The following is a 26,099-nucleotide window of genomic DNA, read 5'->3' as shown; positions in this document are numbered from 1 at the left end:
GGTTATGCTTTCGCTTCATTTATTACTGAGGCAAGTGTGCGTTCTACCAGGCTCACTTTAAATGCATTGTCATGCGTGGTACGTGCATCAGCCAGCAACTTGCTTGCTACCGCCCTGGCACCTGCGGGCAGCGCCCGTTCAGCCTCTTCTGATCGCCATGGTTTATGGGCCACGCCGCCTAATGCCACCCGGCCTGACCCATCTGCCTGAATAACGGCCGCAACAGAGACCAGTGCAAAAGCATAAGATGCCCTGTCCCTGACCTTACGGTAAATATGCACGCCGCCTAAGGGCCGTGGCAGTGTCACGGCAGTGATCAACTCGCCATTCTCAAGTGTATGTTCTATATGGGGTGTATTGCCAGGCAGCCGGTGTAATTCAGCAATCGGTATGGTTCTTGTTGTGCCATTGGCACGCAGTGTTTCTACGCTGGCATCCAGCAGCCGCATAGCGACCGCCATGTCGCTGGGATGCGTGGCGATGCAATGCTCACTCACCCCTACGATGGCATGCTGGCGGCTGAAACCGCCCACTGCCGGACAGCCCGTTCCGGGCTCTCTCTTGTTACACGACTGGTTAGTATCGTAAAAATACGGACATCTGGTACGCTGTAATAGATTGCCAGCGGTAGTCGCCTGATTTCTCAACTGGCCGGAAGCACCGGCAAGCAAGGCTCGGGAAAGCACAGCGTAATCGCGCCGTACCAATTGATGCGCGGCAAGATCTGTATTGCGCACCAGGGCACCTATCCTTAAGCCACCTTCTTTAGTGGGTTCAACCTTGTCTAATCCGAGGTCATTGATGTCGATCAGATGGCTGGGGGTCTCAAGCTGCAGCTTCATCAGATCCAGCAGGTTGGTACCGCCGGCGATAAATTTTGAATTCTGGATACGTGCCGCTTTTACCGCAGCTTCAACAGGGAGATTTGCCCGCTCGTAGGTGAATGCTTTCATAGCTTGTTCCCGGCCACTTCTGCAATGGCTTCCTGGATATTAGAGTAGGCACCGCAGCGGCATAAATTACCACTCATACGCTCTCTGAACTCATCGCTGCTTATTTTGATGGGACGGGTCAGGTTTGCAGTCACATGGCTGGGAATCCCAGCTTTGACCTCATCCAGCATAGCGACCGCGGAACAGATCTGGCCAGGCGTACAAAACCCGCATTGATAGCCATCATGTTTGATAAAAGCACTCTGCATGGGGTGCAGATTATTTGGCGTGCCTAAGCCTTCAATGGTGGTGATGTCATGCCCTTCTTGCATCACTGCAAGCGTAAGGCAAGAGGCGATGCGTCGCCCATCGACGATGACTGTACAGGCACCGCACTGGCCTTGATCACAGCCTTTTTTGGTACCGGTGAGATGCAGGCGTTCGCGCAATGCGTCAAGTAGCGTGGTGCGGGAATCGACCAGCAACTGGTGCTCAGTGCCATTCACACGCAACAACACATTCACCTTGGAAGGTTCAGCGCTCTGTGAGGGTTGGATCACGGACTTGGCTTCAGCCTCGCTACCAATTTTTGCTATCGCTATCGCTCCACTTGAAGCTGCAGTATTTCTTATGAATTTACGCCTGTGTGGATCGAATTCCGCCATTCTCATTCCTCAAAACATGGATGAATAAAAAACTGCAATGCCTTGGCAGTTTTAATATCTATTCATCGATTGCAAATCACTTCAGAATCCAACGTTAGGATTACTGGTACCAATATTGATCTTGTCCGGATCTATTTCTTCTGCATCCAGTTCTTCATCAGCATCCACTTCGTCATTCGGTTCAGAAGCATCAGATTCCGAAGAGTGAGAGACCGTTGGTCCTACATTAATTCCCTGTGTGGATGAATTAATGATATCCGGGTCTATGGTGTCTGCCTGGCTGGGGTCGGCTTCGTAATCTGCAGAGTCTGGATCAATATCAGTTTCTTCAGTATCTATAGACACCGTGATATCAGGGTTCAGACTACTTTCTATGCGGCTATCGTTTTCAGGATTTTCTTTTGCAATCAAAGCAATCTCCAAATCAATTAAATTTCTATAAGAAATATTCCTTGGCCTTTATGTTCAAGGAAATTCTGCATGAACTCGCGGAATCTAACCCTGCAGTTGAATACTGAGGAAGCTCAAGACAGAGCAGGTACGGGTATGGCTGGTTGAACAAAATGGTAATAGATGATGATGATTTTAATCATCAGACGATTGCTAGCTTATTTGTAGGACATACCTTACAAGTGCTTGAAACTCAGCTCTACAAAAATTCTGCTCTGCAAAAGGTATTTGAGTGACGTGCGACCTATCCTACATCCATATCAGACTAATCACACTCGCAACACTCTGCACCACTGCATACACTGGCTGCTCGAATAAAAAATCAATTTGGAGATAGAGATGACTACAGTGACAGGTTTATTTAAGGATCAGGATAGCGCAGAGCGCGCCTATATTTCAGCGACTGAAGCGGGATATAGCGCAAATGAAATCAATGTGATCATGTCTGAGGAAACCCGTGAGCGTTATTACGGCAAACATGCCACCCTGGAAACAGAAGTCGGCACAAAAGCCGCTGAGGGTGCTGCCGTCGGTGGTGCGCTTGGTGCAACTGCGGGTGCCATTGCTGCTGCGATCGCGGCCGCTGGTACTGTACTGGCTATTCCAGGTTTAGGTTTGGTGATCGCTGGCCCATTAGCCGCTGGAATTGCAGGCGCGGGTGCTGGTGGTGTGACCGCAGGTTTGGTCGGCGCCCTGATCGGTTGGGGTATACCGGAAGACACATTGAAAAAATACGAAACTGATGTAAAAGATGGCGGGATTCTAATCGGTCTCAACTCAAGGAATGATGAAGATACACGTCGATTCCAGAGTGACTGGGGCAATCCTGAGCTCAACCGCATATAAACTGTGATCGGCTAGCTAGCGCCTTAGTTTTAAGAAGGCGGCAAAGCATAAAAAAGGGGATGTAAATCCCCTTTTTATTTGTGCACTGATTGTTTCTTTGCTGACTGCTAGCTTATGTTCAGGCAACCAGTGTCTCAGGCAGGTGTTGCTTGATCAGCACGCCGGCTTGCTCCAGCGCCTGGTCTATACGTTGTTCTATCAGCGGGCTTTCCAGCTGGTAATCCTTAAACTCGATGTCCTTGGCATAAATGGTGGTCGGGATGGTGTAAATACCAAAGAAACTGGCCAGGCTACGCAAGTGTGATTCCAGCACCAGGGCATGGTTGTCACTGCCGCCGGTCGCCACCAGGATGGCGACTTTGCCGGTTAGCTTCTTCGGGTCTACCAGGTCAAAAAAGTGTTTGAGCAAGCCGGTGTAAGAGGCCTTGTACACCGGGGTACCGATCACGATCAGGTCGGACTGGTGCAGCTTGTCATAGGCCTGGGTCAGCGCCGGCGGAAAGTTGTTGAAAGATACCGTAGGGCCCAGGTCTGCAGTCAGCCTGGAGATATCGATCACCTCACCCGGGCTATGAAACTTCTGACTGGCTTTGGCCACGACAGCATCCACTAAAGAAAGTGTTCTTGAAGGTGCAGTGATATTTCCGGATACCCCAACGATTCTTGGCATTTCTATTTTCCTAGTATAAATAAGTCAGACTTAGGAATAGCAAATTAAATGCCATATTTTTATGCATTTATAATCAATAACTTATGATTTAAATGTTGCCATACAAACATGTATATATGGCGCAAATGTTGAATATCACACACTAGCAGCGCCATAAAAAAAGCTGTGTCATCAGACACAGCTTGTTGAATGCGCCGGTTGACGACTTGCGTCTATCAGCGATTATTGAAGAATCCGATATTGACGACCTTGTCATTGACGAATGTCATTTCTGTTTCTTTGTAGGTGTTTTTGGCGTCATATTTGACCAGGTTTTTGTAGTACCACATCTCTACCTGCACCGGCTTGCTGTTCTGCTCACCCTTGCCCATGCCTGCGATCATATTGCCGGCGTTGCTAGGTTTTACCGATTGCTGTTTTTTGAAAGGCTGGCCTAGTTTTTCTAGCACCACTTTTTTCGACTTGCCACTAAAGCCATTGATAAAAGCGTTTTCGTCATAAGCTTTAGCTGCGAACGCAGAGGTGGCGCTGAATAACACGGCAAAAGCGATGATCACGGCTGAGATTTTTGCGTAAAACTTCATGTTTATTTCCTGTGTCCCAAAATCAAATCTATTAACAATTATTTTATTTGTGAAAGTATAACTGTTTATGGACCATTCTGGTTGACTACAACCAGGCAAAAAGCCGCCAAAAAAGCTGGCACTGGCAGTTACAGCGATAATTGCAAGCCATCGTAACCGACAGCCACGTGCGCAGGCAGGCGCGCCTGCAAGGCATGGTATTCCAGCTCATGTGTCATATGGATCAACACATTGCGTCTGGCACCTATGCGCTCTATCAGGGCCAGAGATTCACTGACACTGACATGGGTGGGGTGCGGCGTTTCGCGCAGGCAGTCTATCAGCAGCACATCCACCCCTTGCAATAAATCGAACGAGGATTCCGGGATAGCGGAGACATCGGTCATATAGACCAGGTCGCCTATGCGGTAGGCATAGATGCGTATCTTGCCGTGCATGACCGGTATCGGGGTCACCTGCACCCCGGCGGCACTAAAAGGCGCTTCTACAACGTGGGCGGCCAGCACCGGCAGATCCCAGTAATGACTAGGCTCACGCAGGGTATAGCCGAACTTGTCCTGTATATGGCTGATGGCTTCCGGGTAGCTGTAGAGCGGGATCTGGGAGCGGTTGATCTGGCAGAAAGCGCGCAAGTCATCAATGCCGTGCAGGTGGTCGGCGTGAGTATGGGTATACAGCACGGCATCGACACGCAGCAGCTTTTCCCGCAGCGCCTGCTGGCGCAGATCAGGTGAGGTATCGATGAGGATCACGCGGCCATCGTCCAGCGTCACTACGCTGGAACAACGCGTGCGTTTATTGCGCGCGTCAGTGGAGACACAGGTCGCGCAGGTGCAGCCCAGGGCGGGCGTGCCTGCACTTGAACCGGCACCCAGTATGGTCAGTTGCATGGCTGCGCGTGTTTAAACAGCTTGAAAAAATTAGCGGTGGTGGCATCCATCACGGCTTGCAATGGAATATCGCGCAGGCGGGCGATCTCTTCTGCCACATGCCTGACATAGGCGGGCTGGTTGGTTTTGCCACGGAAAGGGATAGGCGCCAGGTAAGGCGAGTCGGTTTCCACCAGCATGGAGGTCAGTGGCACTTTTTGCGCGACTTCTTTCAATGCCAGCGCATTCTTGAACGTGACTATGCCAGAAAACGAGATATAAAACCCCATCGCTATCGCCGCCTGCGCCACCTCCCAGCTTTCGGTAAAACAATGCATGACCCCGCCGACTTCAGCCGCGCCCTCTTCCTGCATAATGCGGATAGTGTCTGCTGCCGCATTGCGGGTGTGTATGATCAGCGGTTTGCCGGTAGCTTTTGCGGCACGGATATGGGTACGAAAACGTTCACGCTGCCATTCGAGGTCGCCGGTGAGCCTGAAATAATCCAGGCCGGTTTCGCCTATGGCCACCACGCGCGGGTTATCTGCCAGCGCCACCAGTTGCTCTACGCTAGGCTCCTGCAAGTCTTCATAATCAGGATGCACGCCGACTGATGCATAGATATTCGGGTACTGCTCTGCGATCGCCAGTACTTCGGGAAACTTATCCAGTGTCACAGACACGCATAGCGCATGCCCGACCTGGTTGGCCTGCATATCGGCACGCAGCTGATCCATATTCTGGACCAGCTCGGGAAAATTGATGTGGCAATGTGAATCTACAAGCATGAAAAATCCATTTGGGTTGCTATAGGGTAGCTCTATAGGTTAGCTATAGTGTACTGCTGTATCGCGGCGCTGCTATCCGGGCGTAGCATCGCAGCCTGTGCGCTAAAACGTATGCGTAGGCCGGCTGGATTTGAGGGCTGCGCCTAGTATAGTCTCTATGCGCTTTTTCGCCTCTATGCCACCATCCTTGTCGCTGAACTGTATGCCCATACCCTGCGGTTTATTGTTCACCGTTTGCGGCGTGACCCAGATCACTTTACCGACTATCTTCAGCTTGTGCGGGTCATCAAGCAGGGTCAGCAACATGAATACTTCTTCGCCCATTTTGAACGGCCTGCTGGTAGGGACAAACAAGCCACCGCCTTTGACAAACGGCATATAAGCCGCGAACAAGGCGGCTTTTTCACGGATCGCCAATGACAATACCCCGGGCTTGGCCGGCCCGGCAGGGTTAATGGTCGAAGGTGGTTGGGTGTCTGTCATGCAATGCGCTCCTGAGCCTTGCGGCCTGTTTTTCCTGTCAGTGCCGGTCAGCCAAACATTTTCTTGTATTGAAGCAATAATTGCTCCAATTGCAGCTCCTGATTCAAGGGATGCTGTGCAGTCATTTTAAAGCGATTCAGCTGCTGTTGAAATGCCAGCAGGCGTGACAATTCGAGTTTAGCTGCAAGTGTTTGTAAAGTAGCCGCTGCGTCAGGGTGGTAACGCAAGGGCAGCTGGTGGCGCGACAGCCACAGATCCAGCAACCATTTCTGCAACACCTGGATGGCTGCCGCCATGCCCTGCTTGATCAGCACACCACCCGCCAGCGCAATATCCATGGCCGCGCCGCGTGTCAGGTGCGGGCTCCATTGCTGATACCAGCCATGCCAGTCCAGGTCATCCTGTAATACCGTGGTCGGCGCGCCACCACTATAGTGCCACACCCAGTCTGCCTGCGCGACAGACTGCGCCTGCAACCATTGCAAACCCTGCGCATGGCTGGGTACCGGCATATCCACCTGCATGCAACGGCTAAGAATGGTAGGCAGCAAGGCCTGGCGCTGGTGCGAAACCAGCAGGAACTGCGTGCGCTGCGGCGGCTCTTCCAGCAGTTTCAATAAAGCATTGGAAGCCGCCACATTCATTGCTTCCAGCGGATGTATAAGCACCACACGCATGCCACCCACCTGGTGGCTGGTCAGGGCCAGGTAATCATGCAAGGCACGGATCTGGTCAATGACGATCTGCTGCCGCTTGCGGGTCTTCTTTTTGCTGCTATCAGCCGCGTCATCGTCTTCAGGCGTGATCTCCCTGAAATCGGGGTGCGCACCTTCTGCCAACCAGTGGCAGGACTGGCATTGCCCGCAGGCGATGCCATTGGCTTGCGGCTGTGAGCATAGCAAGCCTGCTGCCAGCGTTTGTGCGAACGCCAGTTTACCTATGCCGGTCTTGCCATGAAACAGCAAGGCATGATGCCTGCCCTCGCCTGCATGCACCCAGTGCGCAAACAGCGATTCTTGCCACGGATAAACATTATTAATCATAATGATAGAATGATTTCTTCAACTGATTTCTTTACTTGTTCCAGGCTACGGTTGGCATCTATGACGCGAAAACGCTGCGGAAACTCAGCCGCACGCGCTAAGTATTGGGCACGCAACCTGGCAAAAAATTCAGCGCCCTGCGCTTCAAACTTGTCTGGTGTGCGTGCGCCGGCCAGGCGTTGCAGGCTGACTTCAACCGGCACGTCGAACAGCAAGGTAAGGTCAGGTTGCAGATCACCCTGCACCCAGCTTTCCAGCGCCTGCATCTTGGCCAGCGGCAATCCGCGGGCACCGCACTGATAAGCGTAGGAAGCATCGGTAAAGCGGTCAGACACGACGATGGCACCGCGTGCCAGCGCCGGCAGGATCAGCTGTTGCAGATGCTCGGCCCTGGCCGCAAACATCAGCAGCGATTCGGTTTCTACATGCATCTCCTGATGCAGCAGCAGCTCACGCAACTGTTCGCCCAAAGGGGTGCCGCCTGGTTCACGGGTAGCAACGACCTCGCGCCCTGATGCCGCCAGCAAGTTCAGCATAGTGGGGATATGCGTGCTTTTGCCCGCGCCGTCCATGCCTTCCAGAGTGATAAACAAACCTGCCATTACTTACTTTCCCACATCATTGTGCTTGAATTGATTAATGCTTTTTTAACTGATAGGCACGGACTGCCTTGTTGTGATCTTCCAGCGTGCTGGTGAACACATGCCTGCCCTGCCCGTTAGCCACAAAATACAGCGCCCTGGTATTGGCAGGGTGCAATGCCGCCTGTATCGAAGCCAGGCCAGGCAAGGCGATAGGCGTAGGCGGCAAGCCACTGCGCGTATAAGTGTTATACGGCGTATCCGTGAGCAGGTCGCGTCGCGTGATATTGCCTTGGTAACGGCTGCCCATGCCATAGATCACGGTAGGGTCGGTCTGCAGGCGCATGCCCAGCCGTAAACGGTTGACGAAAACACCGGCGATCTGCGGGCGCTCGACTTCGACACCGGTTTCTTTTTCGACGATAGAAGCCATCACCAGGGCTTCGTACGGGGTTTTATAGGGCAGCCCTGACTGGCGTGTCTCCCAGGCGGCAGCCAGGTATTTCTGCATTTTCTGGTAAGCACGTTTATACATATCGATATCACTGCTATTGCTGTCGATAAAATAGGTGTCGGGGAAGAACCAGCCCTCAGGGGCGACCGCTTCACCACTGACCAGCTGCATCAACTCCATATCAGACAGATTGAGTGTTTCATGGCGTATGCCCGGCATCTGCGCCAGCTTTTGCCTAAAATCGGCAAAGGTCTTGCCCTCGGTCAGCTGCAGCTTGAACTGGTCAAACGTGCCATGTTTGAGCAGATCTATCAGACCCAGCACCTGTAGCGGCGCGTTCAGCGCATAATCGCCCGCCTGCAGCCGGCTGCCGCTGCCTGTCAGTTTCACCACCAGTAGAAAGCTGTAAGGCTCGCTGAGCACACCCGCCGACACCAGCTGGTCGGCAATGCCGCGCACACTGGCACCGGCCGGGATCTGCATGCCTATGGTTTCAGCCGCCATGGGCAATGGCCGTATCATGTAAATGACTATCCACAACGCCAGCGCCAGCCCGGATGAGCCCACTATCGCCAGCGCGTATTTAAAACTTTTCTTCAACATAGTGCCTGATCAAACCGTTTTCTAATGCGTCACATAATGCAACTGTGACCTGAGCTCTTTCGCCCAGTGATTGGTCGAAACCGCCTGCTCGTCTATATGCGAGACCTGCAACACTCCATAGACACTGTTGACGATGACGATGGCCTCGGCACTGAGCAGGTCCTGCATGGTGAGTGTTGTCACCAGCACGGTCTGCCGTTGCGTTTTGTACCAGTCCAGTATCTTTTGCCGCATCACCCCGGCCACGCCACAACTCTCCAGCACCGGCGTCATCACCAGGCCGTCCTTGCGGATAAACAGGTTGCCGCTGACTGCCTCTATCACATGGTCATCATAATCGCGCAGCAAACCGTCAAAAAAGCGCGGGTCTTTGAGTTCGGCGCGCGCCAGCACGTTCTCCAGGCGGTTCAAATGCTTGATACCGGCCAGCAGCGGCTGATGCGCCAGCCGCGTCTGGCAGGTATACAGCGCGATGCCCTGCGCATAGATCTCGGCCGGATATGCCGGCAACGGGCTCAGGATCAGCACCCGCGTCGGCTCACTCACTGCCGGTGGCGCATAGCCACGCGCACCTTCGCCACGCGTGATGATGATCTTGAGGATGCTGAACTGCACTTCTGCTTCGCTGGCGCTAGCCATAAAGTACTTGAACTCCTGCATCAGCAACTCGGCTGAGGGGCACACGATCTGTATCTTGCTGCAGTCGGCGACCAGGGTCTGGTAATGCAGCGGCCAGTCCTGCAACTCGCCATTGAGCAGGCGCATGGTGCGGAAAACGCCGTCGCCATAGGCAAAGCCGCGATTGGTGGGAGCAATGCCGTTCACCAGTTTGCCGTTTACACAATAGCGGACAGTCGTCATGTTAGAGGAGAAAATGCATGTACCTGAATAAGGCTGAAACCTTACCATAAAACCGCTGCAACCACGCAGCCTAAGGCAGAAATCGGCGACAGAAATTGCACACTGGCGCTCGCCGATCAGCCTGGCCAAAAATAGTGTAGCCAGAATTAAACAATTTTCTAAAGTTTAATGTTCAGATGCCGTTAACAGGTTATCAGCTATTGTAGCTGCACTTTTACCGGAGGCATGCATGTCACTTCCCAGTATCCAGAGCAACCTGGCAGCCATGATCAACAAGGCTTACAGCGCCGACGCCAGCGCTAGCACAGCCGCTGCGGCGCAGACTGCAGAAAAAGCAGTTGCCCCTGCCAAAGATAACAAGGCGAAAGATAACGCCTCGGCCAGCGCACAAGTCACGCTGGGCCAGAGCGGCAACACCACAGAGATCTATACCGCGCAAGGCCTGTTACAGCAAATGCGGCAGATACAGCTCAGCAACAGCATGATGCTGTTTGGCAATGATGATGAATCTAATCAGGATAGCAGTGGTTTACTGGGCATGATGGCCAGTGACAGTCTTAGTGCCAGTGACAGTCTTAGTGCCAGTGACAGTCTTAGTGCCAGTGACAGTCTTAGTGTTAGTGACAGTGATTCTGAACAGGATGGCGAGAGTGCAGACTGGGCTGGCGAAATAAGTAACAACCCAGAAAAAGCCGCAGTGATGGTAGAAAAAGCGAAAAATGCTTCGATAAAAACCATGCTGGGAGGCTAAGCTAACTAGCCCCCAGCCCCTGCCCTTAAGCTTCCACCTTCACAAAATGACCCTTTTCCTTATCTGCCAGCAAAGCCAGCAGATCTACTGATTTAAGTGCCAGCGCATAACCGAGCACGCCGCTGCCTATGACCACTGTTTCATAGTCGGCAACACTGTTATCTACCAGCACGCGCAAGCCGGGCGGCAAGGCTAGCGGTGGCACTGCCCCCACCACATAACCGGTCGCTTCAGGCACTTCGTCGTATTCAGCCATGCGGCATTTACGCTCGCCCAGGTGCTGGCGCAACAAGGCCCAATCGGCACGGCCGCCACCGGCCACCGCCAGCAGGCTGTAGCCACTGTTCTCACCTTTGAACACCACGCTGCGCACCACAGACTGTGGCTGCAGACCTTGTGCCGTCAGCAATTCCTCCAGGCTACGGATAGGCTTTTTATCTTCGCTCAGCGGGATCTCTATGACCTGGAAATCATAAGCGTGCTGGCTAAGTAGCTCTGTGACTGGAGAAGTGATCTGGGTCTGCATATGTCTTTAACCTGGTTAGGAATCTATGCCAGTATTGTACTGCCAAGTCTGAAGCCAGGTCTAAACCCAGCTCTGAACCCGCACGCCTGTTTTTTAACCCGCGGCTGTCACTGCTGATTTTTGCAGGCGTGAGACCTGGCCTTTAGCCGCCATTTTCGCCTTGCGTTTACGCCACCAAAGATAGACGCCAGTCAGAGACAAGCCGACGACTGTCATCCCCATCAGCGAAACAAAAACCTGCATGGGCACACCGCCCATGCGCGCGGTATGCAAAGCAAGCAGCCATTCAGTCACGGTATTGCCGCTGGCGACGCTGCTCGGATAATAATATGCCAGCAATCGGCCATCCTGTGCATCAAACATGACCCTGGTATTGGCGACCTCGTCTGAGACATCCAGGCTGGAATTCACAGCATAACTATAGATACCTTTGTTAGGCAGATAGGTCAGCCGGTTTTCAAAGCGGATAGCGAATTTCTTGTCTGCGCTTGCTTGCTGCATCAATAGCTGGCCGCGAGCCAGAGCCTGTTGCCGGTTCAAGCCAGGTAGTGCCGGAGCTGGTTGAATAGCAGCTAATTCGCTCTCGGTCTGCTGGCTGGCAAACAGCTGCGTCATGACCGGACGGTATACTTCGGCCAGGTTAAAAGCGACCCCACTCCAGGCAAACACAAACAGCATGGCCCACACCCACAAGCCGCCTGCCCGGTGCAGATCAAAACTGACTTTATAAAACCCGCTGCCCCAGCGCACCTGCCATGCTTTTTTCCAGCGCCGGCACCAGTTCGCCATAGCAGACACCATACCACCAGTGACCGCACCGCCAGGCCTAGATCTGGCAGATACTTGCCGTGGCGGAAAGGTCAGGTAAGCGCCGACTAAACAATCCAGGGTCCACATTAGCGCAATGATGCCAAACAGGGTACGCCCCCATTTATCAACTGCCAGCGAGAAATGCAGGCGGTAGATAAAAGGCAGCAGATTGATCAGCCCTTGCGAGATATCGCCCCATTTACGCTCAGCCAGCACTGCCCCGGTGTATGGATCTATGAATATCTCGTTATTTTGCAGGCTCTCTGCCGATGCTGACGGCAGCGGCTGCAAAAAATAGCGCATGGGTTTACCTGATTCATAATGCAGCGGGATACGGTTAAGCACGGCATGCGGATAACGTTGCTCTACCTGTTCCGCCAGAGCGATGGGATCTATCAGCTGCTGGCCGGAGGCAGGCGTGATGCGCATGATATGCGGATGTAGCAGCGCTTCAAGCTCGCCATAAAAGGCTAGCATAGTACCAGTGACACCAGCTACCAGCAGAAACAGGGTCATGACCAGGCCGATATAGCGGTGCCAGATGACAAAGAGTTGACGCATTTAACTACTTTCTATAACTACGTTTTTATGATTTCGCGATATTGACAGGGCTCAGGTAATGGTCCGGATCAGAAGTCCATAGTGGCAGACAGTAGCAGCGTGCGCGGTGCACCCAGGGACAAGGTGCCATAGGTGGAAGCGCCGGCCCAGTAATCTTTATCCGTCACGTTACGCAGGTCTGCGCGCAGTACCAGCGGTTTGCCAGCCAGCTGGGTGCGGTAGCGTCCACCGAGGTCGAACGTGGTCCACGATGGCAGACTTTGCGTATTGGCCTGGTTCACATACTGGTCATCACTGTGAAACAAGCCACCGGTCAGGGTAAAACCGGACAGTAAAGGAATGTCCCACTCTGCATTCAACGACAGTTGCATCCTTGGTACACCAACGGCATTGTTACCACGGGTCAACGGATTGTTGGTTTTAGTCAGTTCGGCATCAATAAAGGTCGCACCGCTGTAAAGGCGCACACCTTCAGCCACCGCACCGTATACGCTTAACTCCAGTCCGCGGTTACGCTGTTCGCCGTCTACGGCAAAGCGGCCATTGCTGGTCTGGCTGGCAGGACGTTCGATCTGAAACACGCTCACTGTGGTCATGATCTGGCCATGGTCGACCTTGACACCGACTTCGTGCTGCTTTGCCTTGTAAGGGGCAAAGGCTTCGCCTACATTGCTGGTGCCGGCCGGTGCGATATCACCTTTACTCAGGCCTTCGCTGTAGTTGGCATACAGCGACACATGCTGCCAGGGCTTGAACAGCAGCCCGGCCATAGGCGTCACTGCATGCTGATCGTAACTGGCGGTCCTGGCACCGGTGGTCGGGCTGTAAGTATCAGACTGCACCTGCTGCCGGCGCAGGCCCAGCGTCAGTTGCAACTGCTCATCAAGTATGGACAGCCTATCTGACACCGCGACCCCGCTCAGGGTATTTTCCGAGCGTCGGGTCACGCTGGCAGGCGCAGCGACATACTGGGCCGGCTGCGCGATAGGCGTATAGATATTGGAACTATAAGCCTGCCCGTTGACACTGCCCAGCGAATATTTGTCTTCATATTGGCTGAATTGCAATGTCACCTGATGTTTCAGCGGACCAGTGTCGAACTTGCCTCGCACACCTGCCTCGGCAGAATGACGGTCTACCTCAAACTCTGCCCGCGCGGGCGTGACACTGGTGTTTCCGGCGGTGTTGGCGATCACCGGGGTGTTAAACAGGCGGTCTACAATGGAATGTGCCAGGCCATAGCTGCCAAACACGGCTAACTGATCATGCAGTTCGTATTCGCCACGCAACAATGCTGATCGCTCATGGCTGTCATACCACTCCCAGCGCTGCGTGATGTTAGTGCGGTTATCCGGCGCGCCAGGGACGGCAACGCCGGCCGTCAGGAACGGGCGGCGGGATGGCCCATCCACTTTCTCCACCTGGTCTATCAGGTCCAGCGTTGCACGCAGGCGCTCGCCCTGATAATCCAGGGCCAGTGCGCCCAGCGTGGCGCGTTGTGACTGGTGATCTATAGGCGTGTCGCCGTCACGATGGCTGCCGTTGAAACGTATGCCAAACTGGCGTGCATCCCCCAGCCGGCGGCTGACATCGACCGCCCCGTTAGGCTGGCCGCCACTGGTATAGCCTAGCCTCACCCGCGTCAGGTCATTGCCCGCCCGTTTAGGCACCAGGTTGATACTGCCACCGACCCCGCTGTTGGGTGACATGCCATAAAGCATGGCGGCCGGGCCCTTGAGTACTTCTACGCGTTCTGCATAGTCTGTCATCAGGCGATAGTTAGGGGCGACGCCAAACAGGCCATCAAAGGCGATCTCACCGATATTATTGTCCCCTATCGGAAAACCGCGCACGAAAAACGCATCGGCGACATCGCCACTGGGTGCGGTCCTGCGTACTGAAGGGTCTCTGGCAACCACATCGGCGATAGTGCTTGCCTGCTGGTTGGCGATGGCTTCTTCAGTAAAGCCGGTGACATTAAAGGGAGCGTCCTGCACATCAATATCGCCCAGCATACCCAGCCGGTTTCGCCTGGCTATCATGCCACCGGCATAAGCGTTGCTGTTGCTGGTCTCTTTAGCCGACTGTACCTGAACCTCAGGCAATACGTCCGGCGATGCCCTGTCCACCGGCTTGCGGGTAATGGTGTAGCGCCCGCTGTCATTTTTTGAGGCTACCAGACCGGTCGTGGCAAGCAGCGCGGCAAAGCCTTCTTCCACGCTATAACTGCCCTGCAGACCCTGGCTGTGCATGCCATCAGCCAGGCTGGCACTGGCAGACATCAGCACGCCCGCTTCTGCCGCAAACTCGCTCAGCACCTTGGCCAAAGGGCCAGGTGCGATCTGAAAGGTCTTTCTGGCCGGGGCAGCTGTTTCGGCCTGTGCCTGGCTGATGCCTGCCTGATACAGCGTGGTGAAAGTGAGGCCTACAAACAGTACCTGTATCACTTTGCGGACAGGTTTTATTAAGTGCGCTTGCATGGTATTCCCTTTTATAAAAATGTTTCTTCATAAGCTAAACCGGACAGGTTTAGAAAAAGGGAACTCAATTTGAAATTATTTTTTGACCAGCCGAATATCGGCGTTGCCGTAGCGCTGGATCTTTACCGGTAGCGTCTCAGTGAGGGAGGCCAGGATGGCATCGGTATCGTTAGCAGGGAAAGCACCCATGATGCGCATATGGGCGATATCGGGCGCGACAGTGATAGCTCCCTGACGGTAACGCGATACTTCTGCCACAAAATCATCCAGCCGCCTGTCATCTGCCAGCAGAATGCCGCGCGTCCACGCTTCGCGTGCTTTTTCTGCAGGCTGCAGTGCTTGTATGGCTTGCGCATCGAAGCGGCACTGCTCTCCTGCGTTGACCAGCTGGCGCTGCCCGCTAGTGGCGGTCAGTATGGTGACCGCCCCTTCGTACACAGCGATATAGGTTTCATGCCGGTTGTGCATCACGGTAAAGCGCGTGCCCAGTGCTGTCATCCTGCCATGGTCAGTGTCGACCACCAAAGGCCGGTCAAACAGCGGGGTTTCCCTGGCGGTGCTTATCAGCAGTTCACCGCCTAGCAATGTGATGCGGCGCAAGGCCAGGCTGTAACTCACCTGCGCCTGGCTATCGGTGTTCAACCACATCCTGCTGCCTTCCGTCAGGGTGAACAGCCTGGCCTGGCCGACGTTGACCCTATAGTTGATGTGGCTGGCCGCCAGGTCGGTCACCCAGTCGCGCCATGGGCTATAGCGCTTGAACATGGCGCCGGAGCACAGGCCCAGGCCAGCCAGTCCTAACAGTTTAAGTGCCTGGCGGCGTGTAGTATCTGTGGGTTTTAACAGCGCAGCTTTGGCAGCATGCGGATGACCGGATCTGGCCAGGCTGTCTAGAGTGGTTTTGATGGATTCCACCTGCAGCCAGGCGTCCTGATGTGCACGATGTGCATCCAGCCACAGTTTCCACTCGGCATGATCCGCGGCATCCGCCTGCTCGCTGCGCAACACCGCAAACCATTCAGCGGCTTGCTGCAATGCATCAGCCTGGCTGTCGCTGTTTGCTGCTGGCGGCACCTTCATGCTGTTTGTATGGCTGGTCATGCTTGTTTGAACTGCAGGCAATGCAGCATGGCGATCGCCATATACTTTTTCACCATGCGCTCGGATACTGAGAGTTCTGCGGCGATCTGTCGGTAGCTTAAGCCATCAATCTGTGCCGATAAGAAGGCGCTGCGGACCTTGACAGGCAGCTTTGCCAGCATGGCATCGATCTGCACCAGCGTTTCCAGCAGGATAGCCTGCAACTCTACTGAAGGTACGACTTCCGGTGCTAACTGCTGCAGGGTTTCCAGGTAGTTTTTCTCTATCGCTTGCCGGCGCCAGTGATCGATCAACAAGCCCCTGGCAATATGCAACAGATAGAAACGTGGCGTAGTGAACGGCTGCTGCTCTACACGCTTTAACAACAAGCGCACAAACGCATCCTGGGTAAAGTCATCGGCATGGAACTGCCCGCCCAGTTTTTTACAGAACCAGCCTTGCAACCAGGCATGATGATCAAGATAGAGCTGGTCGAATTCTACAGATTGTGCCGGGGTCAGCATGGAGATAAGCAGGCAAATGATAATTATTCTCATCATACCACTCACCTGCTGCTGTCGACAATGTGCGACAAGCAAAAGACAGTAAACCGCTGACCCAGCGATACATTTATCAAGTCAAACTCACTTGGGCAAAGTCATAGCCAGCGCTACCGCTTTACTGGTATTCAGTGTATTTGGCGTTGCTGCCTTTGCATTTATCTACCGGGTATTTTTGTGCATTGAGGTCGATCTTGGCATTGGCCGCGGCGATCAGGTCTATACCGCAGACTTCGGCGATGCGCATCAGATAGACGAAAGTATCGGCCAGCTCATGGCCGACTTTCTCTTTGGTGGCCTGATCCAGCTGGCGGCTGTCCGCTTCGGTCATCCACTGGAAATGTTCTACCACTTCTGCCGCTTCTACGATCATGGCCATGGCCAGGTTTTTCGGCGAATGGAATTGTGCCCATTCACGTTCCTCAACGAAATTATTCACGCGTGTGCGTAATGCATCAATTGAATCTGCCATAGTTGCCTATCGTAAAAGTGTTGAACTGGATATAGCCCTTATTCTTTAGCTTGAGGCTTGGCCTCAGTTGAGTCAGGTTTTTCGCGGCGGTTACTGCCGGCCACCATTTTGATCTCAAACAAACGGCATTCGAGCGGGCCGTTGAACAAGGGTGTTTTTTTGCTGGGGCTTAAACGCATCAGCTTGGGCATACGCAAGTCGTTGGTCAGGAAATAGGTGTTCCAGCCACTGAACTGTTGCTTTAGCGTGACCGCCATTTGCGGGTATAGCTCGGCCAGCGTTTCGTCTTCGCCTATACGCACGCCGTAAGGCGGGTTGGCGACCAGCACGCCGCTGTCGGCCGGTGGCGCGAGCTTGGTGAATTCAACGTGGCTCAGTTGCACGGCGTCGCTCCAGCCCGCCATTTCCAGGTTCTGCTTGGTGACGCGTACCGCGCGCAGATCCATGTCCGAGCCATAGATCTTCTGGAAGCTGACCGGCTTGACCGCTTTGGCTGCCGCATTGCGTATCTTTTTGAAAGTGTCTGATTCAAAGTTTTTGAGTTTTTCAAAGCCGAAATTGCGGTTGAGGCCAGGGGCGATATTGAGCGCCATCATTACGGCTTCCTGCAGGAAAGTACCGCTGCCACACATGGGGTCCAGCAATGCCTGGCCTGGCTGCCAGCCTGAAAGCTTGAGGATACCCGCGGCCAGGTTCTCACGCAGCGGCGCTTCTATGGTGTTTTTGCGGTTGCCGCGCTGATACAAGGGGTTACCCGAGGTATCCACATAGAGCAGGAAACGGTCGCTGGTCAGATAGACGTGCACCCTGATATCCGGCTCACGCGTATCGATATTGGGACGGCTGCCCACCGCCTGGCGGAATTTGTCGCAAATGGCGTCTTTGACGCGCAAGGTGATGAATTCCAGGCTTTTCAGCGGGCTGCGTACCGCGGTGACTTTCACCATCATGCTGTATTTGACATTGAACCAGTTTGGCCAGTTGACCTTCAATGCGCCCTGGTAAATATCTTCTTCAGTGGCATATTGGCCATTGCCTACCTGCATGAGCACACGGGTCGCCACGCGCGAATGCAGGTTGATCTGGTAACACACACCGAGGTCACCGCTAAAGCTGGCGCCGCCATCGGTAGGTTTGATGTCATTGGCCCCGCTGAGTTTGAGCTCTTCGGTTAACAGTGTTTCCAACCCGCGTGGGCAGGTCGCAAAATAATGGTTACGCATGTTTTCTCTGATTTTCTAGTTGAATATCAACTTAATGGTTGGGCAAGGCTGACGGCTATACGCCAGCCATGGCTAGCTATCTCTGCCCAGGGTAAAAGCTTTGCCGTCGTTGGGGTTTGCACCTTGCAGACGGTCTATCAGATCCAGGAACTGGATCGCATGGGTCTGCATGGCTTCCTGCGCGCGTTTGCGCAAGGTGATCAGATCAGGCATGGCCAGTTCTGGCATAAAGCCGAACACGATGATATTGCCCGGCTTGCCGGTGGGCATCATCAATACGCGCTGCTCAAAGGTCTGCTCTATGCGCTGCATGTAAATATCGAATTTTTTGTCTGAGCCCCACAGATTGATGGCGAACAGGCCATCCGGCGTCAGGGCTTCGGCACAATCATCAAAAAAAGCCTGTGTGCAAAAGTCGGGCGGCAAACCGTTGCTGCCAAATGCATCCATCATCAGCCAGTCGCAACTGCCGGGATGCTGCTGGATATAGGCGATGCCATCGCCTTCGACTATGCTCAGCCGCTCATCATCGTCTGGTACAAAAAAATGGCTGCGCGCGACCTGTATGACTTGCGGGTTGAGCTCGATCACGGTCTGTTTGATCTGCGGACAGGCTTGCCAGACGTATTTGGCGATAGAGCCGCCGCCCAGCCCTACCAGTATGGTATTGTGGATATCCGGCTTGAACAACAGGCTGCTCAGCATGCCCCAGGAGTAAGCCAGCACCAGCGCAAACGGGTCTTTCACTTTCATGCTGCTCTGTATGGTGGGTGAACCCAGGTGCATGGAGCGCACGCCATCGACTTCGGTGACTTCTACCATCTCCAGCTCGGAGATCGCTTTATGGATTTTACGGTTAAGTTTGAACATTATGCGTTTTCCACCACATCTGCGGCCGTGTCACCGGTTTCTGGGGTTGCGCCATTGGTTGCGATTTCTTCGGCGGCGGTTTCGTCAGCTACGGTTTCTTCGGCTACGGTCTCTTCAACCACGCGCACAAACCTGCATTCCAGTTCCATCAGCAAGGTGTCTATCTTTTGCACCGCTAATTGCACCTTGCTGCCAGGCTTGAGCACCGGCAAGGCGTGTACTTTGGTCATATAGGGCATGCCAGTCAGGCGCACCAGATTTTCGCGCCAGACGGTAGCTTCCACTTCCTGTATGTTTTCCTGCACCAGGTATTGCAGGCACCAGTAACGTTCCATACGGGTCTGAAATTCGTTATAGGCATTATAGGTCTGGTCAAAATTGCGCATATGGCCAACGATCTCGTCGCCATGGGCAGCATACACAGCTGGCTGCATGGTCAGTACGCTGATGATCTGGCGCTGGTTGATCAGGTCGACCGCCCTACGCAAAGGCGAGGTACACCAGGCATATTGCGCCACACCCAGGCCCTGGTGGCCTTCGGCCTTGGTGGTCATATACACTTTGCCGCCATTTTGCGCGCGGTAGATGCCGGACACATCGTGCTCGGCCAGCAATAAGCCCCACTGGCTGTTGGCGGCTATCATCAGCTCTGCCACCAGTTTATCCATGGGCGAGCCACGCTGGCGGTTGACGATGCTGACCAGGCCATCGCTGACATAAAAATTGTAATCCACCGGCTGTGGCTTGCTAGGGTCGTATTTGCCACGCGCTTTTTCCAGGCTTTCGGCAAAGCGAAACAGGAACACCAGCGGCTGCCACAACGGATGGCCGCTGTCGGTTTCCAGGGTATTTTCGTTGAAGTAAGGCTCTAATGTGTCGTGCCGCAAGTTATGCGCGATCTGCACGCGCTCCAGGCGGCTGTGCTGCTGCACGATAGTGTAGTCAGCGGCGACCTCAAGATACAAAGACAAGGCCGGCTTGGTTTCACCGGCGTCCAGGCTGAACGGGCGGATAGCGGTTTCCGGCAGCATGGTGATCTTATGACCCGGCATATACACGGTAGAAAGGCGCTTCATCACTTCGTGATCCAGGGCCTCGCGCGGTGCGATACCCAGCGCTGGCGCGGCAATATGGATACCGACCTGGGTATTGCCATTGGGCAGCGGGGTCACCGATAGCGCATCATCGATCTCGGTAGTGGTGCTGTCATCGATACTGAATGCCTGCACTGCTGCCAGCGGCAACTCCTGCTCCATAGGCGCCAGTGCATAATCGGGGAAATCAGTGCCATGCGCAAAATACTCACGCAAAAAAGCGCCCAGGTGGTAATCATGGATAGACGGGATAGCGCCGGCTTCATGCAATACCTGCACCGGCAATTTTTTAAGCTCGCCGGCAGCCTGCTCAAGTGCTTTCCACTCCATGGCGTTTTTATCAGGCGCATAAAGCAACTGGTCCAGCTTGGCCGTGAAACTGTCAGGTAACTGTTTGGCAGTGAGCTGCGCGGCCATAGACTGCATCAATTCGGCTTGCTGGCGTTTTTTCTCAACCCCCGCCAGCGCGGCCTTTAACGTTTCTTCCGGCGCCGCCTTGTACTGGCCTTTACCCTTGCGGTAAAAATACATGGGCGCACCGTGCAGTTTGAGGGCGATCGCTGCCGCTTGCTGACGGCTGGGTTTGCCGCCATAGTATTCTTCAGCCAGGCTTTCAAAACCGAATTCAGACTCGCCACTGCATTCCCACAAAAAATCGGTGTCCAGCGTTTCGGCTTCGGCCTGTGCCGTTTCAAGAAACCCGGCCAGACTGCCTTCAAACCGCATCAGCACATTGGCGGTTTTGATCTTGCTGCGCTTGCCGCTGCTGGCCTCGACCTGCATGCTGCTGTCCGCTTCGGACATAATGGAAGCGACCTTGAAGCCACCGTCTTCTTCGTAAAAAACATTCATTGCGGGAGATTTTGAGTGTGGATGACACACGGATAGAATTCAAAACGCTATTTTACCCGAGAAGCCTGTACTTTTCTGGCACAGATTGAACTTTAGGCCTTTGCATGACCTAAACTAAGTCTGGCTGCTTACAGGCACAGCCATAAATAGCATGCCATAACTGTAGTAAGCCTCTAGAATACACATGATGAAACCACTAGTTTTTGATAACCGCTTTATCCGCGAACTGCCCGGTGACCGCATCACCGACAACTACACGCGCCAGGTCAGTGACTGTTTATGGTCAGCTGTACAGCCGACACCGGTCAAGCAGCCCAGCCTGCTCGCTTACAGCGCGGAAGTCGCCAGCCTGCTGGGCTTGAGTGATGAGGACATGCATGACCCAGACCTGGTGCAGACCCTGGGCGGCAACGGCGCCCTGCCCGGCATGTTCACCTATGCCACGCGTTATGGTGGCCATCAGTTTGGAAATTGGGCCGGGCAACTCGGCGATGGCCGCGCCATTTACCTGGGCGAACTGGTGCACCAGCAACGGCGCTTCGAGCTACAACTAAAAGGCGCCGGTGAAACGCCTTATTCACGCCGAGCTGATGGCCGCGCCGTGTTGCGCTCCAGTTTGCGCGAGTTTCTCTGCTCTGAAGCCATGCACCACTTAGGCATACCGACCACGCGCGCCCTCAGCCTGGTCACCACCGGCGAGCCCGTAGTGCGCGATATGTTTTATGACGGCAACCCTGAGTTTGAACCGGGTGCCATCGTCTGCCGGGTTGCACCCTCGTTTATCCGCTTCGGCCATTTTGAACTGCTCGCCAGCCGCAACGAGTCTGCCTTGCTCAAGCGCTTTATCGGTTTCACCATAGACCGTGATTTTGCCGAATGGTGGCCAGGTACCGGCTTGCTGCTGGACGTGGATAACCCCGGGCAAGGCATGATAGAAGCCTGGTTCACCGAAATTTGCGCCCGCACCGCCATCATGGTCGCCCACTGGATGCGGGTGGGTTTTGTGCATGGCGTGATGAATACCGACAATATGTCTATCCTCGGCCTGACCATAGACTACGGCCCGTATGGCTGGATAGATAATTTTGACCCAAGCTGGACGCCGAATACCACCGATGCGCAAGGCCGCCGCTACTGTTATGGCCGCCAGCCGGATATTGCGCGCTGGAACCTGGAACGGCTGGCAGAAGCATTCGCCACCCTGCTGCCCGAAAGCAACGGTTTGTCACAAGGTCTGAGCCACTTTGATACGGTGTATTTTGACGCGCTGACCAGCGCGCTGGCCGGCAAATTCGGGCTGGATAGCTGGCAGGCAGGCGATGGCGAGGCCATCAACGATATTTTTGAGCTGATGCAGCGGGCAGAGGTAGACCAGACTTTATTTTTCACCCATCTCAGGCAACTGGATATCTCCAACCCGCAACTGTCTGTGCTGCAGCAGGCTTTTTATACCGAGCAGGGTTTGCAGCAGTTTGGTGATGATATACAGGCCTGGTTGCAGCGTTATAGCCTACGTGTTCAGCAATCAACCCTGTCTGCCGAACAGCGTCAGCAGCGCATGTCAGCCAGCAACCCGGTCTATGTATTGCGTAACTACCTGGCGCAGGAAGCGATAGACCTGGCGGCGCAAGGCGATAACTCACGCCTGCTCACCCTGCTGCAAGTGCTGCGTCAGCCTTATACAGAACAGGCAGGCATGCAGCAGTTCGCCCAAAAACGGCCGGACTGGGCGCGCAACAAAGCGGGTTGCTCCATGCTGTCGTGTAGCTCATAATAAAAAACATGCTGACCGCCGAACAATTGATCACAGACGCAGGCTTGCGCCCTACCAAAGCCAGGACTGCCGTTTTAAACACCCTGCTCAACTCCACCACCGCGTTAAGCCACACCGATATCCTGGCCGCACTGCAGGGGGTGGAGATAGACCGCGTCACCGTTTATCGCGTGCTGGACTGGTTACTGGAAAACACGCTGATCCATAAGATCTCCAGCGATGACCGCGCCTGGAAATTCCAGCTCAATGCGCCCAAACGCAGCTACCGGGCGACAGACAGCGGGCGTAGCGAACACCTGGGCCTGCTCAACAACCACGGCCACGCCCACCTGCACTGCCAGCAATGCGGCACCGTGCTGTGCATACACGAGCTGGCGGCACATATCCCGCAATCGCTATTTGATACCTACCGGGTCTCTAATATCGAGATCAGCCTGAAAGGGCTGTGCCCAGATTGCCAGAAAACCTGAAACTACTAATTTTTAATCAATCAGTTTTTAATCTAGCAGTTTTAAATCACGTAGTTTTAAATCACGCAGTTTTTAAATCTCAGCGTACTTCACACCCGATCTCGTCAGCACCAATTTTGCAACTTAGTTGCAATTATCAAGCCATTGCACTAGAATGCAACAAAATTGCATTGCAATAAAGTTGCGTTTTAATGTTGACTCCTACTGAACTGCTCACTCCCTCTGAAATGCTGGCCATGCCGGAAGATGCCTATATGAACCAGGCGCAACTGGCATTTTTCAAACATTTGCTGCAACAGCAGCTGGATACGCTACAGGCCAATATGCAGCAAACCAGCCTGCACCTGCATGCACACGAAGAGACTGCAGACCCGGCCGACCGTGCCAGCCGTGAAGAAACGCATGGGCTGGAACTGCGGGCGCGCGAGCGGGAGCTTAAACATATTAAAACCATACAGGCCGCCCTGTTGCGCATTGCACAAGGCAGCTATGGCTATTGCGAAGAAACCGGTGTAGCCATAGGCCTGGCGCGCCTGATCGCCAGACCCGCCACCAGGCTATGCCTGGAAGCGCAGGAGCGGCATGAGCGCCGCGAACGGCAATTCAACCATTAACAGCAAGCATGAAAGAACCCGCCATGAAAAAACTCCCTGTCACTGTACTGTCCGGCTTTCTCGGCGCTGGCAAAACCACCCTGCTCAACCATATCCTCAATAATCGTGAAGGCCTGCGGGTAGCGGTGATCGTCAACGATATGTCCGAGGTGAACATAGACGCACAACTGGTGCGTGAAGGTGGCGCTGAACTCTCGCGCCAGCAAGAAAAACTGGTGGAAATGAGCAATGGCTGCATCTGCTGCACGCTGCGCGAAGACCTGCTGGTAGAGATCACCCGGCTGGCGCAAGAAAACCGTTTTGACTACCTGCTGATAGAAACCACCGGCATCTCCGAGCCTTTACCGATCGCCGAAACCTTCACCTTTGCCGATGAAAATGGCACTACCCTGGCGGATGTCGCACAACTGGATACCATGGTCACCGTTGTCGATGGCTACAACTTTCTCAAAGACTACAGTTCACAGGCCTTGCTCAGCGAACGCGGCGAGTCACTCGGTGATGAGGATGAGCGCACAGTGGTGGATCTGCTGGTAGAGCAGATCGAGTTCTGTGATGTGCTGGTGCTGAACAAGACCGACCTGATGACGCTGGATGAGATCGCGCGGCTGGAAGGCATACTCAAAGCCTTGAATCCGCGTGCGCAGGTTTTGCACAGCAGTTTTGGCAAAGTAGCGCTCAATCGCATCATGAACACCGGTTTGTTCGATTTTGACCAGGCCGCCGATGCCCCCGGCTGGTTGCAAGAATTGCGTGGCGAACACCTGCCCGAGACCGAAGAATATGGTATTTCCAGCTTTGTTTACCGCGCGCGCAAGCCTTTCCATCCGCAACGCTTATGGCAGTGGCTAAATAGCGAATGGCCAGGCGTGGTGCGCTCCAAAGGCCGTTACTGGATAGCCTCGCAACCTGAATTCTGCGCCATGTGGTCGCAGGCCGGCGCCGTCACCCGCACCGAACTGGCAGGCGTATGGTGGGCGGCGACCCCGGCCACAGACTGGCCACAAGACCACGACAGCCAGCAATACATACACTCACGCATGCAAGCCCCGTATGGCGACCGCCAGCAGGAGCTGGTGCTCATAGGCATGGCTATGGACAAAGCCGCACTGACTGCCGCATTCGACGCCTGCCTGCTGAGCGAAAGCGAAGTCGCCATGGGCATGCCGGCCTGGCGTGAGCTGCCTGACCCGTTTCCACGCTGGTCTGTCGCCAGTCAAGTGCAACCGTCCAGCCTGCTGGCCGAAGAGACCGTTTAAGCATGCTGAGCACTGCGACTATGCCACTCAAACCGGTAGATACCCATTGCCGGCCACGCGATTTCAATGCCATGGACTTGCTGCGCATTTTTGAGCCAGACAGACAGATCAACGTCATCGCCAGGCCAGTTCAGGCAGCTGTCATCAGCTACTTGCAGCAAGTGTGTGGTCGTATGGGCGCAGGCTACAGGCTGACGTTGCGACCAGAACTTGCCACGCCGGCCCGGCTGGATAGCGAGATGCGCCTGCCGGATGTGCCTGACGCCACGGGCAAACATGCCTTGCTGGCGGATATCAGTGCGCTGGTCAGCCTGTATGCCGACCTGCTGGATTGCCGCAAGGTCGGCATCAGGCTGGAGGTGCTGACTGGCGCCATGTGCCCTAAATTCCATATAGACCGCACCGGCATACGGCTGCTGTGTACTTATCTGGGGCCGGGCACCGAATGGCTGGATGAAGGGTTTTGCAATAGAGCAGCGCTGACAACCAGCTATGCAGACATAGATGCATTTCACCAGGCATTGATCCTGCACCCGCAAGGCATACGCCAGGCACCGGCGCAGTCACTGGTGCTGCTTAAAGGCAGTTTATGGCAAGGCAACCAGCAGGCCGGCATTGTCCACCGTTCGCCACAGACCGCCAGCGCCGCGAGTCGTGTGCTACTGGCACTGGATGCGATCTGGTAACCATGTTGTAAAAGCGGCGATGACAATGCTCATATCAGGAATGCTCATAAAAGTGACACGCGACCACATAAAAGCGACTCAGCGTCCATCTGCTGTTTTTTTGTTGATGGAATGCTGGCTTTTACTGATCAAGCCAAACGGACGCCTTTATAATCATGCTGACTAGATCGAGGTGAGCGTGCTGACCA

The 26,099-nt window shown here is 54.3% G+C and carries 28 protein-coding genes; 7 read left to right on the top strand and 21 right to left on the bottom strand.

Annotated features, from left to right (window positions below; all coding sequences use genetic code 11):
• Positions 1–2: 2 nt before the first annotated feature.
• The 3 genes from ACFQ1Z_RS02615 to ACFQ1Z_RS02605 form a co-directional block, all read right to left on the bottom strand.
• On the bottom strand, positions 3–953 hold the full coding sequence (locus ACFQ1Z_RS02615; protein WP_379055355.1) for an FAD binding domain-containing protein: 951 nt from the start codon (positions 951–953) through the stop codon (positions 3–5).
• Positions 950–1,597, bottom strand: coding sequence for an aldehyde dehydrogenase iron-sulfur subunit PaoA (gene paoA, locus ACFQ1Z_RS02610; protein WP_379055353.1), 648 nt, complete (start codon positions 1,595–1,597; stop codon positions 950–952). Before paoA ends, ACFQ1Z_RS02615 begins: the two co-directional genes overlap by 4 nt.
• 81 nt (positions 1,598–1,678) lie before the next feature.
• Positions 1,679–2,008, bottom strand: coding sequence for a hypothetical protein (locus tag ACFQ1Z_RS02605; RefSeq protein WP_379055351.1), 330 nt, complete (start codon positions 2,006–2,008; stop codon positions 1,679–1,681).
• Positions 2,009–2,386: 378 nt separating this feature from the next.
• Between ACFQ1Z_RS02605 and ACFQ1Z_RS02600 the strand changes: the two genes are divergently transcribed.
• A complete protein-coding gene (locus ACFQ1Z_RS02600) occupies positions 2,387–2,893 on the top strand; it encodes a hypothetical protein (RefSeq protein ID WP_379055349.1) in 507 nt (168 codons plus the stop codon).
• Positions 2,894–3,011: 118 nt separating this feature from the next.
• On the opposite strand, the gene ACFQ1Z_RS02595 is transcribed toward ACFQ1Z_RS02600, so the two are convergent.
• From ACFQ1Z_RS02595 to pabC, 9 genes are all read right to left on the bottom strand, one after another.
• Positions 3,012–3,563 (bottom strand): NAD(P)H-dependent oxidoreductase, encoded by a 552-nt coding sequence (locus tag ACFQ1Z_RS02595; RefSeq protein WP_379055347.1) that lies wholly within the window; start codon positions 3,561–3,563, stop codon positions 3,012–3,014.
• 215 nt (positions 3,564–3,778) lie between these two features.
• Positions 3,779–4,147, bottom strand: coding sequence for a hypothetical protein (locus tag ACFQ1Z_RS02590; protein ID WP_379055345.1), 369 nt, complete (start codon positions 4,145–4,147; stop codon positions 3,779–3,781).
• A gap of 128 nt (positions 4,148–4,275) precedes the next feature.
• Positions 4,276–5,037 (bottom strand): MBL fold metallo-hydrolase, encoded by a 762-nt coding sequence (locus tag ACFQ1Z_RS02585; RefSeq protein WP_379055344.1) that lies wholly within the window; start codon positions 5,035–5,037, stop codon positions 4,276–4,278.
• Positions 5,028–5,804 (bottom strand): TatD family hydrolase, encoded by a 777-nt coding sequence (locus ACFQ1Z_RS02580; protein WP_379055342.1) that lies wholly within the window; start codon positions 5,802–5,804, stop codon positions 5,028–5,030. The genes ACFQ1Z_RS02585 and ACFQ1Z_RS02580 overlap by 10 nt, the downstream gene beginning before the upstream one ends.
• A 102-nt stretch (positions 5,805–5,906) precedes the next feature.
• Positions 5,907–6,287, bottom strand: a complete 381-nt coding sequence (locus ACFQ1Z_RS02575; RefSeq protein WP_379055340.1) for a PilZ domain-containing protein — start codon at positions 6,285–6,287, stop codon at positions 5,907–5,909.
• Between the two features lie 47 nt (positions 6,288–6,334).
• The gene (holB, locus tag ACFQ1Z_RS02570) at positions 6,335–7,330 is read right to left on the bottom strand and encodes a DNA polymerase III subunit delta' (RefSeq protein ID WP_379055338.1); all 996 of its coding nucleotides are present in this window, start codon (positions 7,328–7,330) and stop codon (positions 6,335–6,337) included.
• A complete protein-coding gene (tmk, locus tag ACFQ1Z_RS02565) occupies positions 7,327–7,932 on the bottom strand; it encodes a dTMP kinase (protein WP_379055336.1) in 606 nt (201 codons plus the stop codon). Before tmk ends, holB begins: the two co-directional genes overlap by 4 nt.
• 34 nt (positions 7,933–7,966) lie before the next feature.
• Complete coding sequence (gene mltG, locus ACFQ1Z_RS02560; protein WP_379055334.1) at positions 7,967–8,968, bottom strand: endolytic transglycosylase MltG; 1,002 nt, start codon at positions 8,966–8,968, stop codon at positions 7,967–7,969.
• A gap of 21 nt (positions 8,969–8,989) precedes the next feature.
• Complete coding sequence (gene pabC / locus ACFQ1Z_RS02555; RefSeq protein WP_379055332.1) at positions 8,990–9,829, bottom strand: aminodeoxychorismate lyase; 840 nt, start codon at positions 9,827–9,829, stop codon at positions 8,990–8,992.
• Between the two features lie 229 nt (positions 9,830–10,058).
• On the opposite strand from pabC, the gene ACFQ1Z_RS02550 reads away from it, so the two are divergent.
• Positions 10,059–10,580 (top strand): hypothetical protein, encoded by a 522-nt coding sequence (locus tag ACFQ1Z_RS02550; protein ID WP_379055330.1) that lies wholly within the window; start codon positions 10,059–10,061, stop codon positions 10,578–10,580.
• A gap of 25 nt (positions 10,581–10,605) precedes the next feature.
• Here ACFQ1Z_RS02550 and ACFQ1Z_RS02545 read toward each other — a convergent pair whose 3' ends face one another.
• The 9 genes from ACFQ1Z_RS02545 to ACFQ1Z_RS02505 all read right to left on the bottom strand — a co-directional run bounded on the left by ACFQ1Z_RS02545 (position 10,606) and on the right by ACFQ1Z_RS02505 (position 21,108).
• On the bottom strand, positions 10,606–11,106 hold the full coding sequence (locus tag ACFQ1Z_RS02545; protein ID WP_379055328.1) for an aminoacyl-tRNA deacylase: 501 nt from the start codon (positions 11,104–11,106) through the stop codon (positions 10,606–10,608).
• A gap of 93 nt (positions 11,107–11,199) precedes the next feature.
• The gene (locus tag ACFQ1Z_RS02540) at positions 11,200–12,477 is read right to left on the bottom strand and encodes a PepSY-associated TM helix domain-containing protein (protein ID WP_379055326.1); all 1,278 of its coding nucleotides are present in this window, start codon (positions 12,475–12,477) and stop codon (positions 11,200–11,202) included.
• A gap of 68 nt (positions 12,478–12,545) precedes the next feature.
• Positions 12,546–14,957 carry a TonB-dependent siderophore receptor gene (locus ACFQ1Z_RS02535; protein ID WP_379055324.1) on the bottom strand — a complete coding sequence of 804 codons (2,412 nt, stop codon included), beginning with the start codon at positions 14,955–14,957 and terminating at the stop codon, positions 12,546–12,548.
• Positions 14,958–15,032: 75 nt separating this feature from the next.
• Positions 15,033–16,058, bottom strand: coding sequence for a FecR domain-containing protein (locus ACFQ1Z_RS02530; protein ID WP_379055322.1), 1,026 nt, complete (start codon positions 16,056–16,058; stop codon positions 15,033–15,035).
• Positions 16,055–16,597: a sigma-70 family RNA polymerase sigma factor gene (locus tag ACFQ1Z_RS02525; RefSeq protein WP_379055320.1), complete on the bottom strand. Its 543-nt coding sequence runs from the start codon at positions 16,595–16,597 to the stop codon at positions 16,055–16,057. Before ACFQ1Z_RS02525 ends, ACFQ1Z_RS02530 begins: the two co-directional genes overlap by 4 nt.
• A 118-nt stretch (positions 16,598–16,715) precedes the next feature.
• The gene (locus tag ACFQ1Z_RS02520; protein ID WP_379055318.1) at positions 16,716–17,069 is read right to left on the bottom strand and encodes a nucleotide pyrophosphohydrolase; all 354 of its coding nucleotides are present in this window, start codon (positions 17,067–17,069) and stop codon (positions 16,716–16,718) included.
• Positions 17,070–17,107: 38 nt separating this feature from the next.
• Entirely contained in the window at positions 17,108–18,292 is a 1,185-nt protein-coding gene (locus ACFQ1Z_RS02515; protein ID WP_379055316.1) for a THUMP domain-containing class I SAM-dependent RNA methyltransferase, read from the bottom strand.
• Between the two features lie 72 nt (positions 18,293–18,364).
• The gene (locus ACFQ1Z_RS02510; protein WP_379055314.1) at positions 18,365–19,162 is read right to left on the bottom strand and encodes a polyamine aminopropyltransferase; all 798 of its coding nucleotides are present in this window, start codon (positions 19,160–19,162) and stop codon (positions 18,365–18,367) included.
• The gene (locus tag ACFQ1Z_RS02505; RefSeq protein WP_379055312.1) at positions 19,162–21,108 is read right to left on the bottom strand and encodes a ribonuclease catalytic domain-containing protein; all 1,947 of its coding nucleotides are present in this window, start codon (positions 21,106–21,108) and stop codon (positions 19,162–19,164) included. The genes ACFQ1Z_RS02510 and ACFQ1Z_RS02505 overlap by 1 nt, the downstream gene beginning before the upstream one ends.
• A 184-nt stretch (positions 21,109–21,292) precedes the next feature.
• Between ACFQ1Z_RS02505 and ACFQ1Z_RS02500 the strand changes: the two genes are divergently transcribed.
• The 5 genes from ACFQ1Z_RS02500 (at position 21,293) to ACFQ1Z_RS02480 (ending at position 25,911) form a co-directional block, all read left to right on the top strand.
• On the top strand, positions 21,293–22,882 hold the full coding sequence (locus ACFQ1Z_RS02500) for a protein adenylyltransferase SelO (RefSeq protein WP_379055310.1): 1,590 nt from the start codon (positions 21,293–21,295) through the stop codon (positions 22,880–22,882).
• Positions 22,883–22,890: 8 nt separating this feature from the next.
• Entirely contained in the window at positions 22,891–23,352 is a 462-nt protein-coding gene (locus ACFQ1Z_RS02495; protein ID WP_379055308.1) for a Fur family transcriptional regulator, read from the top strand.
• A gap of 191 nt (positions 23,353–23,543) precedes the next feature.
• Entirely contained in the window at positions 23,544–23,966 is a 423-nt protein-coding gene (dksA, locus tag ACFQ1Z_RS02490) for an RNA polymerase-binding protein DksA (RefSeq protein ID WP_379055306.1), read from the top strand.
• 23 nt (positions 23,967–23,989) lie between these two features.
• On the top strand, positions 23,990–25,225 hold the full coding sequence (zigA, locus tag ACFQ1Z_RS02485) for a zinc metallochaperone GTPase ZigA (protein WP_379055304.1): 1,236 nt from the start codon (positions 23,990–23,992) through the stop codon (positions 25,223–25,225).
• A 2-nt stretch (positions 25,226–25,227) separates the two neighbouring features.
• Complete coding sequence (locus tag ACFQ1Z_RS02480) at positions 25,228–25,911, top strand: DUF1826 domain-containing protein (RefSeq protein ID WP_379055302.1); 684 nt, start codon at positions 25,228–25,230, stop codon at positions 25,909–25,911.
• Positions 25,912–26,099 lie beyond the last annotated feature (188 nt).

It is taken from the genome of Methylophilus luteus (assembly GCF_042676265.1).
GTDB classification, from domain to species: Bacteria; Pseudomonadota; Gammaproteobacteria; order Burkholderiales; family Methylophilaceae; genus Methylophilus; species Methylophilus luteus.
Note: the sequence above shows the minus strand (reverse complement) of the source record. Positions and strands in the feature narration are given on the sequence as shown.

Bases quoted from the DNA above. Each gene is read 5' to 3' on its own strand.
- ACFQ1Z_RS02615 (WP_379055355.1), bottom strand. From the start codon at position 953: ATGAAAGCATTCACCTACGAGCGGGCAAATCTCCCTGTTGAAGCTGCG.
- paoA (WP_379055353.1), bottom strand. From the start codon at position 1,597: ATGGCGGAATTCGATCCACACAGGCGTAAATTCATAAGAAATACTGCA.
- ACFQ1Z_RS02600 (WP_379055349.1), top strand. From the start codon at position 2,387: ATGACTACAGTGACAGGTTTATTTAAGGATCAGGATAGCGCAGAGCGC.
- ACFQ1Z_RS02595 (WP_379055347.1), bottom strand. From the start codon at position 3,563: ATGCCAAGAATCGTTGGGGTATCCGGAAATATCACTGCACCTTCAAGA.
- ACFQ1Z_RS02590 (WP_379055345.1), bottom strand. From the start codon at position 4,147: ATGAAGTTTTACGCAAAAATCTCAGCCGTGATCATCGCTTTTGCCGTG.
- ACFQ1Z_RS02585 (WP_379055344.1), bottom strand. From the start codon at position 5,037: ATGCAACTGACCATACTGGGTGCCGGTTCAAGTGCAGGCACGCCCGCC.
- ACFQ1Z_RS02580 (WP_379055342.1), bottom strand. From the start codon at position 5,804: ATGCTTGTAGATTCACATTGCCACATCAATTTTCCCGAGCTGGTCCAG.
- ACFQ1Z_RS02575 (WP_379055340.1), bottom strand. From the start codon at position 6,287: ATGACAGACACCCAACCACCTTCGACCATTAACCCTGCCGGGCCGGCC.
- holB (WP_379055338.1), bottom strand. From the start codon at position 7,330: ATGATTAATAATGTTTATCCGTGGCAAGAATCGCTGTTTGCGCACTGG.
- tmk (WP_379055336.1), bottom strand. From the start codon at position 7,932: ATGGCAGGTTTGTTTATCACTCTGGAAGGCATGGACGGCGCGGGCAAA.
- mltG (WP_379055334.1), bottom strand. From the start codon at position 8,968: ATGTTGAAGAAAAGTTTTAAATACGCGCTGGCGATAGTGGGCTCATCC.
- pabC (WP_379055332.1), bottom strand. From the start codon at position 9,829: ATGACGACTGTCCGCTATTGTGTAAACGGCAAACTGGTGAACGGCATT.
- ACFQ1Z_RS02550 (WP_379055330.1), top strand. From the start codon at position 10,059: ATGTCACTTCCCAGTATCCAGAGCAACCTGGCAGCCATGATCAACAAG.
- ACFQ1Z_RS02545 (WP_379055328.1), bottom strand. From the start codon at position 11,106: ATGCAGACCCAGATCACTTCTCCAGTCACAGAGCTACTTAGCCAGCAC.
- ACFQ1Z_RS02540 (WP_379055326.1), bottom strand. From the start codon at position 12,477: ATGCGTCAACTCTTTGTCATCTGGCACCGCTATATCGGCCTGGTCATG.
- ACFQ1Z_RS02535 (WP_379055324.1), bottom strand. From the start codon at position 14,957: ATGCAAGCGCACTTAATAAAACCTGTCCGCAAAGTGATACAGGTACTG.
- ACFQ1Z_RS02530 (WP_379055322.1), bottom strand. From the start codon at position 16,058: ATGACCAGCCATACAAACAGCATGAAGGTGCCGCCAGCAGCAAACAGC.
- ACFQ1Z_RS02525 (WP_379055320.1), bottom strand. From the start codon at position 16,597: ATGATGAGAATAATTATCATTTGCCTGCTTATCTCCATGCTGACCCCG.
- ACFQ1Z_RS02520 (WP_379055318.1), bottom strand. From the start codon at position 17,069: ATGGCAGATTCAATTGATGCATTACGCACACGCGTGAATAATTTCGTT.
- ACFQ1Z_RS02515 (WP_379055316.1), bottom strand. From the start codon at position 18,292: ATGCGTAACCATTATTTTGCGACCTGCCCACGCGGGTTGGAAACACTG.
- ACFQ1Z_RS02510 (WP_379055314.1), bottom strand. From the start codon at position 19,162: ATGTTCAAACTTAACCGTAAAATCCATAAAGCGATCTCCGAGCTGGAG.
- ACFQ1Z_RS02505 (WP_379055312.1), bottom strand. From the start codon at position 21,108: ATGAATGTTTTTTACGAAGAAGACGGTGGCTTCAAGGTCGCTTCCATT.
- ACFQ1Z_RS02500 (WP_379055310.1), top strand. From the start codon at position 21,293: ATGATGAAACCACTAGTTTTTGATAACCGCTTTATCCGCGAACTGCCC.
- ACFQ1Z_RS02495 (WP_379055308.1), top strand. From the start codon at position 22,891: ATGCTGACCGCCGAACAATTGATCACAGACGCAGGCTTGCGCCCTACC.
- dksA (WP_379055306.1), top strand. From the start codon at position 23,544: ATGTTGACTCCTACTGAACTGCTCACTCCCTCTGAAATGCTGGCCATG.
- zigA (WP_379055304.1), top strand. From the start codon at position 23,990: ATGAAAAAACTCCCTGTCACTGTACTGTCCGGCTTTCTCGGCGCTGGC.
- ACFQ1Z_RS02480 (WP_379055302.1), top strand. From the start codon at position 25,228: ATGCTGAGCACTGCGACTATGCCACTCAAACCGGTAGATACCCATTGC.